This is a genomic window from Pantoea phyllosphaerae, assembly GCF_051025595.1.
GTDB lineage: Bacteria > Pseudomonadota > Gammaproteobacteria > Enterobacterales > Enterobacteriaceae > Pantoea.
Genome location: NZ_JBPFDE010000024.1, coordinates 16,399 through 27,483 on the forward strand (window position 1 = coordinate 16,399; position 11,085 = coordinate 27,483).

The window sequence follows — 11,085 nt, forward strand, 5'->3', positions numbered from 1 at the left end:
GTTAAGGTTTCACTGAGAAGGATAAGGTCATGCGCCATCGTAAGAGTGGTCGTCAACTGAACCGCAACAGCAGCCATCGTCAGGCTATGTTCCGCAACATGGCCGGTTCTCTGGTTCGTCACGAGATCATCAAAACGACTCTGCCGAAAGCCAAAGAGCTGCGCCGCGTAGTTGAGCCGCTGATTACTCTTGCCAAGACCGACAGCGTAGCTAATCGTCGTCTGGCATTCGCCCGTACTCGTGACAACGAGATCGTGGCAAAACTGTTTAACGAGCTGGGCCCGCGTTTCGCGAGCCGTGCCGGTGGTTACACTCGCATTCTGAAGTGTGGCTTCCGTGCTGGTGACAACGCTCCGATGGCATACATCGAGCTGGTTGATCGTCCAGAAGCTCAAGCAGAAGCTGCCGCAGAGTAATCTGTAGCATCGTAAAAAACCCGCTTCGGCGGGTTTTTTATTGCCTGAAATTTACCCCGTCTTCTAAGATCGCTATTCTGGCTAATTCAGGAGGTGTTCATGTGGTTAATCGACCAGCTGGCTGAACAGCATATTCGGGCAGCACAGGAAAAAGGGGAGCTTAGCAATCTCCCGGGCGAAGGCGCACCGCTTGAACTGGATGACGACAGTAATGTCCCGGCCGAATTACGCAGCGGCTACCGACTACTTAAAAATGCTGGCTTCTTGCCGCCAGAGCTAGAAATGCGGCGCGAAGCGTTAGAGATAAACGATTTGCTGCGCAATCTCGAACCGGACGATCAGCGCTACCGCGAGCAGAGCAAACGGCTGCTGGTGCTGGAACTTCAACTGCGCCAGGCGGGTATGAATACTGATTTTTTACAGGGCACCTACGGCGAAGCGCTGCGTGAACGCCTGTTAAAGGAGGAGTAGTGTACCGTATTGGACAACTGGCAAAGCTTGCTAATGTCAGCGTCGACACCATCCGCTTCTATGAGAAACAGCAGATGATGGGGCATGAGATCCGCACAGAAGGCGGCTTTCGCCTTTATAGCGACAGTGACCTGCAACGCCTGAAGTTTATTCGCGTCGGCCGGCAGATGGGTTTCGGGCTGGATGCGATTCGCGATCTGCTCTCGATCCGCGTCGATCCCGCGCACCATACCTGTGAGGAATCCAAGGCGATAGTTCAGGCGCGCTTGCAGGAAGTGAATACTTTAATTAGCGAATTACAAAACGTGCAGCGCTCGCTGCAGCGCTTGGCCGATGCCTGCTGCGGTGCCGCACACAGCAGCGACTGCTGTTCGATACTGGAAGCGCTTGAGAAAGGAACGGATCCCAGGCCGGAACATATGCACCGGCGGGATTGAATTCTGCGCTAAAGGGCCTATATTGAAGCGGTCGAAACGAGGAGACGATGATGAGTAAATATCAGCATACCAAAGGCGAGATTCGCGATAACGCCATCCAGGCCCTGTTACACGATCCGCTTTTCCGCCAGCGCATCGAAGAGAAGCAAAAAGGGAAAGGCAGCTATCGGCGTAAAGAGAAACATGCGAAACGTGGCGGTTGGGAGGCCAGTGATAAGAAAAGCGCTTATCACTGGCCTTCTGCTTTTTGGGCATAAAAAAGCCGCCTTATGGGCGGCTAATTTTTAGATTTTACCGTTCTGCTGCTTCAGCAAATCTCGAATCTCGCTCAGCAGCACCTCTTCGTTTGAGGGTTTTGCTGCCGGTTTTTCGACTTCTTTTTTCTTGTACAGCTTGTTCATCAGCTTTATGGCGATAAAGATAGCGAACGCAACAATGATGAAGTCGAACACAGACTGAATAAAAACGCCATATTCCATAACGACCGGCGGCGTAGCGCCTTCGGCGGGTTTCAACACCCACTTGAACTGTTTGAAGTCGACTCCGCCGATCAGCAGTCCCAGCGGCGGCATAATAATGTTTGCCACCAGTGAAGAGACAATTTTGCCAAAGGCGGCGCCGATAATCACACCGACGGCGAGATCGACCACGTTGCCGCGCATTGCAAAGTCACGAAACTCTTTGAAAAAACTCATACTTATCTCCTTTCCCTTGCCAGTGGCTAAAGTCTAACAAACCTTACGGCAATTGCCATCTACGCGGCGGCATTTGTTAACCTTGCTCCGCCGCCGCGCTTAAAGGAAGAAGGGGCTTGGCTGGAACAAACGCTCAACGTCCGGCACAAACTTTTTATCGGTCAGGAACATAATGACGTGGTCGCCCTGCTCGATACGCAGATTATCTTTGGCAATAAGCACCTCCTCGCCGCGTACCACCGCGCCGATTAGCGTCCCTGGCGGCAGCTTAATGTCATTAATCATGCGGCCGACCACGCGCGAGGTGGTTTCATCACCGTGGGCGATCGCTTCGATCGCCTCAGCGATACCGCGTCGTAAAGAGGAGACGCCCACGATATCTGCTTTGCGCACGTGGCCCAGCAGCGCGGAGATCGTCGCCTGCTGCGGCGAGATGGCAATATCGATCACGCTGCCCTGAACCAGATCCACATAGGCACGACGCTGGATCAGCACCATCACTTTTTTTGCGCCCATTTTTTTCGCCAGCATCGCCGACATGATATTCGCTTCGTCGTCGTTGGTGACCGCAATAAAAAGATCGACCTGATCGACATGCTCCTCCGCCAGCAGCTCCTGATCCGACGCATCGCCGTAGAAGACGATAGTATCCTGCAGCTGCTCGGCCAGTTCGGCGGCGCGCCGCGGATTACGTTCGATCAGCTTCACGCTGTAATTTTTTTCCAGCCGCTGCGCGAGGCCGAAGCCGATATTACCGCCGCCCACCAGCATGATGCGCTTATAGGGCCTTTCCAGGCGCTGCATCTCGCTCATCACCGCGCGAATATTCTGGCTGGCGGCGATAAAGAAGACCTCGTCGCCCGCTTCCACAATGGTTGAGCCTTGCGGGCGGATAGGGCGATCCTGACGGAAAATGGCGGCGACGCGAGTATCAATATGCGGCATATGCTCGCGCAGAATAGAGAGCGGATTGCCCACCAGCGGCCCGCCGTAATAGGCTTTAACTACCGCAAGACTGACGAGGCCCTCTGCGAAATTCACCACCTGCAGGGCGCCGGGATACTGGATCAGCCGATAGATATTTTCGATCACCAGCTGTTCGGGCGAGATGAGATGATCAATTGGCACCGCTTCAGGAATAAAGAGTTTCTCAGCGTCACGCAGATAATCCGCCGCGCGGATACGGGCGATACGGTTAGGCGTATTAAACAGCGAATAGGCTATCTGACACGCCACCATATTGGTCTCATCTGAGCTGGTGACCGCGACTAGCATATCGGCATCTTCCGCGCCCGCTTCGCGCAAAATACGCGGATGCGATCCGTGGCCCTGAACGACGCGCAAATCAAATTTATCCTGCAGCTGACGTAAGCGGTCAGGATCGGTATCAACCACCGTTATGTCATTGTTCTCGCCGACCAGGTTTTCCGCCAGCGTGCCGCCTACCTGACCGGCGCCCAGAATGATAATTTTCATTGCGTCTCGTGCTCTTTGGTTAGTGCGCTTTTATCAGCTTAGCGTAGAAAAATCCGTCCCCGCCGTCGATAGTCGGGAAGAGCTGCAGCCCGCTGATTTTGCCGCCCGGCAAGGCTTCGGCGCGCGCGTCAGCGTGGCGCGACAGAAAGGCGGCGATCTGCGCTTCATTCTCGTCCGGCAGCACAGAGCAGGTCGCATAGAGCAGGGTGCCGCCTGGTTTCAGATGCGGCCAGATGGCGTCAAGAATGTCGCGCTGAAGCGAAGCCAGCTCGGCGATATCCCGATCGCGACGGAGCCACTTGATGTCGGGATGACGGCGAATAACGCCGGTAGCGGAGCAAGGGGCGTCCAGCAAAATACGATCGAACTGACGTTCGCCGCACCATGCCGCCGGGGTCCGTCCGTCGCCCTGTTTTACCTCTGCCTGCATGTTAAGTCGCAGCAGGTTCTCTTTAACGCGCGTCAGGCGCTGAGCGTCGACATCGACCGCCATGACCTGCGCCTCAGGGGCTATTTCCAGGATATGTGTGGTTTTGCCGCCCGGCGCGGCGCAAAGATCGAGGATCTGCTCACCATTCTCAGGCGCCAGCAGCAGGGCGCAGCGCTGAGCGGAAAGATCCTGAACCGTGACCCAGCCGGCTGCGAAGCCCGGCAGCTGGCCCACCGGCGCGGGAGCCTCAAGCCGCAGCGCGTCAGGCGCGGTCTCGTCAGCCATAGCCGCTTTTCCGCTCTCGGTCAGCAGCGCCAGCCAGCTATCGCGGCTGTGGTGCTGGCGATTAACGCGCAGCCACATCGGCGGACGCTGGTTATTGGCGTCCACTATCCGCTGCCAGTTGTCCGGCCAGGCCTTTTGCAGCCGCTGCAGCAGCCAGCCGGGATGCAGATAGCGCTGCGGTGCATGGTCAACTTCGGCGATCAGCTCCGCCTGCTGACGCTGGAACTGCCGCAGCACGCCGTTAATCAGGCCTTTAAGGTTGGCGCGCTTCAGCACTTCAGCGCCGGCGACGGTTTCCGCCAGCGCAGCGTGAGCAGGCACGCGCGTATAGAGCAGCTGATAGATGCCGACCATGATGAGGTAGTGCAGAACGCGCTGTTTACCGCCCAAGGGGCGCGCCATCAGTTTGCCGATAAGGGCTTCGAGCTGCGGTAGCGTACGCAGCACGCCGAAGCAGAGCTCCTGCAACAGCGCGCCATCTTTATCGCCTGTTTTTTTCTGCGCGGCAGGCAGCACCGCGCTGAGCGATTCGCCCTTGTCGATAACACGCTCAATAAGTTGAGCGGCAAGGCTTCGCAGATTGGTTGATTTAGTCATTCGCGTTACGTCATTAAACAAAAAGCCCGGACAGTGCCGGGCTGGAGTCAGGCTAAGACGCGGCCTGACGTGAACCACTCGCGACGCGAGTTCAGCAGGTCCTGCGCCGACATGGCTTTTTTGCCCGCTGGCTGCAGCAGCTGAAGATTCAATACGCCTTCAGCGGTCGCGATCTGAATGCCGTGCTTGTCAGCTGAGACGATTTCGCCTGGCTGTTTCGCGACGTGCGGCAACACGCTGGCCTGCCACACCTTCACCGGCTGCTCCTCAATCAGGAAATAGCTGACCGGCCAGGGATTAAAAGCGCGAATACAGCGCTCAAGCTGGGCGGCAGAGAGCTGCCAGTTGAGACGGGCTTCCTCTTTGCTGAGCTTCTCGGCGTAGTTCGCCTGCGCGTCATCCTGCTTCTCAGGCTGCGCGCGACCGTTCGCCAGCTGCGACAGCGTTTCCAGCAGACCCTGCGGGCCCAGCTGTGCCAGCTTGTCGTATAGCGTAGCGCTGGTGTCCTGCGCGGTAATCGGGCAGTTCAGCTTATGCAGCATATCACCCGTATCCAGGCCGACATCCATCTGCATGATCGTTACGCCGGTTTCACTGTCGCCCGCCCAAAGCGCGCGCTGAATAGGCGCCGCGCCGCGCCAGCGCGGCAGCAGCGAGCCATGCACGTTGATGCAGCCGAGACGCGGCATCGACAGCACCGCCTGCGGCAGGATAAGTCCGTAGGCCACCACCACCATTACATCTGCTTCTAAATCGGCGACCAGATGCTGGTTTTCGACGGGACGCAAAGACTTTGGCTGAAACACCGGGATGTTGCGAGATTGCGCCAGCGTTTTCACCGGGCTGGGCGTCAGCTTATTGCCGCGGCCAGCGGGGCGATCGGGTTGAGTAAAGACGCCGACCACCTGATGCTCAGAAGCGAGCAGCGCGTCGAGATGACGCGCTGCAAAATCAGGTGTGCCGGCGAAGATAATTTTCAGCGGAGCAGACACGGTTATCTCTTCTTTCAACGTCAGGAAGGACGCGCATTCAGGCGCGCCAGTTTTTCCAGCTTTTGCTTAATACGCTGACGCTTGAGCGGCGACAGATAATCAATAAACAGTTTGCCGTCGAGGTGATCGATCTCATGCTGAATGCAGATAGCGAGCAGGCCGTCGGTTTCCAGTTCGAAAGGCTTGCCCTCGCGATCCAGCGCGCGCACTTTTACGCGTTCGGCGCGCGGAACGAAAGCGCGCTGCTCGGGAATAGAGAGGCAACCCTCTTCAATACCGGTTTCGCCGCTTTTATCCAGCAGCTCCGGGTTAATCAGAACCAGACGTTCGTCGCGATTTTCCGATACGTCGATAACGATGATGCGCCGGTGGATATCCACCTGAGTTGCCGCCAGGCCGATACCCTCTTCGGCGTACATGGTTTCAAACATATCGTCGACGATGCGCTGAACCTCAGCGTTAACTTCTTTCACTGGCGCCGCGATTTTGCGGAGACGATCGTCAGGGAAATGTAATACCTGCAAAACTGACATAAATATCCAGATCTGTATGCGATTAAAAAAAGATTATTGCTTCATATTGTAGACTTTTCGAGACCTGATTGACAGCATTCACCCGCAGGAAGCGGCGCGTAAAGCAGGGAGCGAATATGGAATATATCGAGCGCTATTTGCGGCTTTCAGCCGTAGCCGGGCTGACCGGAAAACGCTGGCTGGAAATAGCCAGCGCGCTTAATCAAACAGATGATGCGCAGCAGGTATTAATATCAGCCGGTCTGAATGAGCAGCAACGTCATCAGTTTACTCATCTTTCCTCGCGTCAGATTGCCGCGACCGAAGCGTGGCTTGCGGCAAGCGACCTCCACCATCTGATAACGGCCTTAGACGACCGTTATCCCACCGCTTTACGCGAAATCCATCGTTTTCCGCCGCTGCTCTATATAAAAGGCGAACCCGCCTTGCTCTCTTCTATGCAGCTGGCGGTAGTGGGCAGCCGTAACTGTTCGCACTATGGCCGGCAATGGGGCGAATGGTTTACCCGACAGCTGGCGCTGAGCGACCTGACCATTACCAGCGGGCTGGCGCGCGGTATAGACGGCATCGCGCATCGCGCGGCGCTGGAGGCGCAGGGAAAAACCGTGGCGGTGCTGGGCAGCGGATTGCAGCATCTCTATCCTAAACATCACGGCGCGCTGGCGGAAGAGATTGTGGAACAAGGCGGCGCGCTGGTTTCCGAGTTCTCTCTCTCAACGCCGCCGCGTGCCCTTAACTTTCCGCGCCGCAACCGCGTTATTAGCGGACTAAGCCGCGGTGTGCTGGTGGTAGAGGCGACGCTTAAAAGCGGTTCGCTGGTCACCGCGCGCTATGCGCTGGAGCAAAATCGCAATGTCTACGCTTTGCCCGGCGCGCTGGGTAATGCCGGCAGCGAAGGGACGCACTGGCTGATTCAGCAAGGCGCGTTGCTGGTGGCCCATCCCACCGACATCGTCGAAGATCTTCGCGCTGCACTTAGCTGGCTGCCTTTTACGCAGCCGGAAGGAATATATTCTGAGGACAGCGGTGATGCGGCATTGCCATTTGCTGAGGTGTTGGCTAACGTAGGTGATGAGGTTACACCTGTTGACGTCGTCGCTGAACGTGCCGGCCAACCTGTGCCAGTGATTGCAGCCCAACTGCTGGAGCTGGAGTTAGCAGGATGGATCGCAGCTGTACCCGGCGGCTATGTCCGATTGAGGAGGGCATGCCATGTTCGACGTACTAATGTACTTGTTTGAGACATATATCCACAACGAAGCAGAAATGCAGGTTGATCAGGATACATTGACTGATGACTTAACCGATGCCGGTTTTCATCGTGAAGATATCTACAATGCGTTGAACTGGTTAGAAAAGCTCGCAGATTATCAGGAAGGCCTGGTCGACCCGATTCTGTTAGCTAACGATCCGCTTTCAATGCGCATCTACACGGAAGAAGAAGGCCAGCGTTTAGATGCCGAATGTCGTGGTTTCCTGCTGTTCCTTGAGCAAATTCAGGTGCTCAATATGGAAACGCGTGAAATGGTCATCGAACGAGTCATGGCGCTCGATACGCTCGAGTTCGATCTGGAAGATCTCAAATGGGTGGTGTTGATGGTGTTATTCAATCTTCCGGGATGCGAAAACGCCTATCAGCAAATGGAAGAACTGTTATTCGACGTCAATGAAGGCATGCTGCATTAATTATTGGTTATGCAGCCATCGTTATGAGCAAATCAGCACTCTTCACCGTGCGTAAACAGGATCCCTGCCCCGCATGCGGGGCAGATCTCGTTATTCGCAGCGGTAAACACGGCGCCTTTTTAGGCTGCACAAACTATCCAGCTTGCGACTATATACGGCCGCTAAAAAGTCAGGCTGACGGCCACATCGTCAAGGTGCTCGAAGGGCACGCCTGTCCCCAGTGCGGCGCGGATAAAGCGTTGCGTCAGGGACGCTACGGCATGTTCATCGGCTGTAGCCACTATCCCGAATGCGACTATAGCGAAGCGATAGATAAACCCGATGAAACGCTTATCGCCTGCCCGCAGTGCCTGGAAGGTAAACTGGTGCAGCGTCGCTCGCGTTACGGCAAGACCTTCCACTCTTGCAACCGCTATCCGGCCTGCCAGTTCGCCGTCAATGCAACGCCAGTCGCAGGCATATGTCCGCACTGTGCTTTTCCGCTGCTGGTAGAGAAGAAAACCGCGCAGGGCATTAAACGCTTTTGCGCCAGTAAAAGTTGCGGCAAGGCCGCCGCATCAGAGACTTAAGATAACATCATGCAAAATCAAACTTTTTCCGGTTCGCTGGAGGATTGCCTTGAGCAACTGCGTCAGCAGGCCGTTATTGCTTATCCAACCGAAGCCGTATTTGGTCTGGGCTGCGACCCGGATAGCGAAAGCGCCGTAGCGGCGCTGCTGGCATTAAAACAGCGTCCTGTTGAGAAAGGATTGATCCTCATCGCCGCCGATTATGCTCAGTTGGAACCCTATATCTCCGACCGCGAACTCACCGTCGAGCAGCGTGAACGTATGTTTGCTCACTGGCCGGGCCCGGTGACTTTTGTCGTACCCGCTACGCCGCAAACGCCGCGCTGGCTGACAGGACGTTTTGATTCGCTTGCCATCCGCGTCAGCGATCATCCCGATGTCCAGGCGCTGTGCCGCGCCTTCGGCAAACCGTTAGTATCGACCAGTGCCAACCTGTCAGGCGAAGCACCTTGCCGCACGGTCGAGGCGGTCAGGGCGCAGTTCGGCGCGGCCTTTCCTGTGCTGGCAGGCGAAACCAGCGGTAGGCAGAATCCGTCCGAGATTCGCGATGTGCTAACCGGCAACCTTATTCGTCAGGGATAATTCATGGATCAGTTTGCGGTATTCGGCAATCCCATCAGCCACAGTAAATCGCCTTTGATTCACCAGGCGTTTGCCGAGCAGACGGGCATTACGCATCGCTATGGCCGGGTGTGTGCGCCGCTTGAAGCGTTTCCTGACGCTATCGCTGCGTTTTTCGCGCAGGGCGGACGCGGCGCGAACGTTACGCTGCCTTTTAAACAGCAGGCCTGCGAGTTTGCCGACGAGCTGAGCGAACGAGCGGCGCTTTCCGGCGCCGTCAACACCCTGAAAAAGTGCAGCGACGGCCGCATCCTGGGCGACAATACCGACGGTATCGGTCTGCTGAGCGATCTTGAACGTCTGGCGCTGATTCGCCCGGGCGATCGCATTTTGCTAGTGGGAGCAGGCGGCGCAGCGCGCGGCGTTATCCTGCCGCTGCTTTCCGCTGGCTGTGCGGTGACGGTCGTCAACCGAACTCAGGCGCGCGCGGAAGAGCTGGCGCAGCTTTTTCGCCAGAGCGGCGAGATTGAGGCCTGCAGTTTTGATCAACTGACGGGACGAGCTTTCGATCTTATTGTCAATGCTACCTCCAGCGGCGTCAGCGGCGAGGTACCGCCGCTACCTGTTTCACTGATCGATGCCCAGGTTCGCTGCTACGACATGTTTTATCAGGCTGGTGCGACGCCCTTTTTGCACTGGTGTGAACAGCAGGGTGCACAGCAGCGCGCGGATGGTCTGGGGATGCTGGTGGGACAGGCAGCGCACGCGTTTCAGCTATGGCACGGCGTCATGCCGCAGATAGCGCCCGTTATCGCACGGCTTAAACAGGTGATGCAGCCATGAATCAGGCGATTCAATTTCCCGAGCGCGAAGAGTGGCACGCAGACAAAGAAGCCGTCTGCTTTCCGGCGCTGGTCAACGGCATGATGCTGACCTGTGCCATCTCTGCCAAAGCCCTTGAACAGCGTTTCGGCCAGGGAGAGGCGATGGCCCTGTTTACCGCGCATCGCTGGGATATAGAAGACGAAGCGGAAGCGACCATCGCTAATGACGCGTTCGACGATCAGGAGTGGGTCTGGCTCGCCTCGGCGAGATAGTCATCCTTCCAGCGAACATAATTGTTGGCGGAGTAAAGCAAGCCTGCCATCTCCTGTTCGCTCAGCGGTCGCACCTGGCGGACCGGGCTACCGAGATAGAGATAGCCGCTCTTCAGTCGCTTGCCCGGCGGAACAAGGCTACCTGCGCCTATCATTACGTCATCTTCAATAATGGCGCCGTCCAGTACAATTGATCCCATTCCTACCAGTACGCGATCGCCGATAGTGCAGGCGTGCAGCATCGCTTTATGCCCAACGGTAACATCAGCGCCGATAGTTAAAGGGAACCCCTCCGGGTTGCTGGCGGATTTATGGGTCACGTGCAGCACGCTGCCATCCTGTATATTCGTGCGCGCGCCGATGCGTACCTGATTCACGTCGCCGCGTATCGCGACCAGCGGCCAGATGCTGACATCATCGCCCAGCGCGACGTCGCCAATCACTACGCTAGAGGCGTCAATCATGACGCGCTGCCCACACTGCGGATAACTCTCTTTATAAGGTCGTAGAGCTGACATTTGCGTTCTCCTTGTCTATTCGGCTACAGACTGGGACAGATCGCGGGGCCAGACAAGCGTAAAAGGCCTGCGATCGTTGAAGATCTCTGCAATAAGATTGTTTTATCGCCATACGGAAAAAAAGATCGAAAAAAGGGTTGTGCAATTAAATCGGATCCCTATAATGCGCCTCCACTGACACGGCACAACGGCTTACGGAAGGCGGTGTTCAGGAGGCTCGGGAAGCTGAGCCGCCGGATAAACTTCCTGAAAAAAGGGGTTGACTCCGAAGGAGAGTAGCGTAATATACGCCACCTCGCAGCAGCAGGCACAGCCGCTGACT

16 protein-coding genes are annotated in these 11,085 nt (G+C 56.5%); 10 read left to right on the forward strand and 6 right to left on the reverse strand.

The genetic code is table 11. The annotated features are described in order from the left end of the window. Nucleotides 1–29 precede the first annotated feature (29 nt). The 4 genes from rplQ (at nucleotide 30) to ACR6A7_RS20540 (ending at nucleotide 1,581) form a co-directional block, all read left to right on the forward strand. Nucleotides 30–416 carry a 50S ribosomal protein L17 gene (gene rplQ, locus ACR6A7_RS20525; protein ID WP_003850180.1) on the forward strand — a complete coding sequence of 129 codons (387 nt, stop codon included), beginning with the start codon at nucleotides 30–32 and terminating at the stop codon, nucleotides 414–416. 99 nt (nucleotides 417–515) lie between these two features. Beyond that, nucleotides 516–887 (forward strand): DnaJ family domain-containing protein, encoded by a 372-nt coding sequence (locus tag ACR6A7_RS20530; protein ID WP_434127075.1) that lies wholly within the window; start codon nucleotides 516–518, stop codon nucleotides 885–887. Next, nucleotides 887–1,324 (forward strand): Zn(2+)-responsive transcriptional regulator, encoded by a 438-nt coding sequence (zntR, locus tag ACR6A7_RS20535; RefSeq protein ID WP_434127076.1) that lies wholly within the window; start codon nucleotides 887–889, stop codon nucleotides 1,322–1,324. Before ACR6A7_RS20530 ends, zntR begins: the two co-directional genes overlap by 1 nt. 50 nt (nucleotides 1,325–1,374) lie before the next feature. Further along, nucleotides 1,375–1,581: an alternative ribosome-rescue factor A gene (locus tag ACR6A7_RS20540; protein WP_434127077.1), complete on the forward strand. Its 207-nt coding sequence runs from the start codon at nucleotides 1,375–1,377 to the stop codon at nucleotides 1,579–1,581. 27 nt (nucleotides 1,582–1,608) lie between these two features. Here the strand turns inward: ACR6A7_RS20540 and mscL are convergent, their stop codons facing one another. The 5 genes from mscL to def form a co-directional block, all read right to left on the reverse strand. Continuing rightward, complete coding sequence (mscL, locus tag ACR6A7_RS20545; protein WP_434127078.1) at nucleotides 1,609–2,019, reverse strand: large-conductance mechanosensitive channel protein MscL; 411 nt, start codon at nucleotides 2,017–2,019, stop codon at nucleotides 1,609–1,611. A gap of 99 nt (nucleotides 2,020–2,118) precedes the next feature. Further along, nucleotides 2,119–3,495: a Trk system potassium transporter TrkA gene (gene trkA / locus ACR6A7_RS20550; protein WP_216493918.1), complete on the reverse strand. Its 1,377-nt coding sequence runs from the start codon at nucleotides 3,493–3,495 to the stop codon at nucleotides 2,119–2,121. Nucleotides 3,496–3,514: 19 nt separating this feature from the next. After that, nucleotides 3,515–4,807 (reverse strand): 16S rRNA (cytosine(967)-C(5))-methyltransferase RsmB, encoded by a 1,293-nt coding sequence (rsmB, locus tag ACR6A7_RS20555; RefSeq protein ID WP_434127079.1) that lies wholly within the window; start codon nucleotides 4,805–4,807, stop codon nucleotides 3,515–3,517. 47 nt (nucleotides 4,808–4,854) lie between these two features. Continuing rightward, nucleotides 4,855–5,799 carry a methionyl-tRNA formyltransferase gene (gene fmt / locus ACR6A7_RS20560; RefSeq protein ID WP_434127080.1) on the reverse strand — a complete coding sequence of 315 codons (945 nt, stop codon included), beginning with the start codon at nucleotides 5,797–5,799 and terminating at the stop codon, nucleotides 4,855–4,857. 20 nt (nucleotides 5,800–5,819) lie between these two features. Beyond that, nucleotides 5,820–6,332, reverse strand: coding sequence for a peptide deformylase (gene def / locus ACR6A7_RS20565; protein WP_434127081.1), 513 nt, complete (start codon nucleotides 6,330–6,332; stop codon nucleotides 5,820–5,822). A gap of 116 nt (nucleotides 6,333–6,448) precedes the next feature. Between def and dprA the strand changes: the two genes are divergently transcribed. Genes dprA through ACR6A7_RS20595 form a run of 6 tightly spaced genes read left to right on the forward strand, consistent with a single transcriptional unit; the run spans nucleotide 6,449 to nucleotide 10,245 of the window. Beyond that, a complete protein-coding gene (dprA, locus tag ACR6A7_RS20570; RefSeq protein WP_434127082.1) occupies nucleotides 6,449–7,573 on the forward strand; it encodes a DNA-protecting protein DprA in 1,125 nt (374 codons plus the stop codon). Then, complete coding sequence (smg, locus tag ACR6A7_RS20575) at nucleotides 7,545–8,018, forward strand: DUF494 family protein Smg (RefSeq protein WP_033752918.1); 474 nt, start codon at nucleotides 7,545–7,547, stop codon at nucleotides 8,016–8,018. The genes dprA and smg overlap by 29 nt, the downstream gene beginning before the upstream one ends. A gap of 23 nt (nucleotides 8,019–8,041) precedes the next feature. After that, a complete protein-coding gene (locus ACR6A7_RS20580; RefSeq protein WP_434127083.1) occupies nucleotides 8,042–8,587 on the forward strand; it encodes a DNA topoisomerase family protein in 546 nt (181 codons plus the stop codon). A gap of 9 nt (nucleotides 8,588–8,596) precedes the next feature. After that, a complete protein-coding gene (gene tsaC, locus ACR6A7_RS20585; RefSeq protein ID WP_434127084.1) occupies nucleotides 8,597–9,169 on the forward strand; it encodes an L-threonylcarbamoyladenylate synthase type 1 TsaC in 573 nt (190 codons plus the stop codon). A 3-nt stretch (nucleotides 9,170–9,172) separates the two neighbouring features. Continuing rightward, the gene (aroE, locus tag ACR6A7_RS20590; protein ID WP_434127085.1) at nucleotides 9,173–9,991 is read left to right on the forward strand and encodes a shikimate dehydrogenase; all 819 of its coding nucleotides are present in this window, start codon (nucleotides 9,173–9,175) and stop codon (nucleotides 9,989–9,991) included. Continuing rightward, nucleotides 9,988–10,245, forward strand: coding sequence for a DUF1488 family protein (locus tag ACR6A7_RS20595; RefSeq protein WP_434127086.1), 258 nt, complete (start codon nucleotides 9,988–9,990; stop codon nucleotides 10,243–10,245). Before aroE ends, ACR6A7_RS20595 begins: the two co-directional genes overlap by 4 nt. Here the strand turns inward: ACR6A7_RS20595 and ACR6A7_RS20600 are convergent. After that, nucleotides 10,212–10,763, reverse strand: coding sequence for a gamma carbonic anhydrase family protein (locus tag ACR6A7_RS20600; protein ID WP_434127087.1), 552 nt, complete (start codon nucleotides 10,761–10,763; stop codon nucleotides 10,212–10,214). The genes ACR6A7_RS20595 and ACR6A7_RS20600 overlap by 34 nt on opposite strands. Nucleotides 10,764–11,085 lie beyond the last annotated feature (322 nt).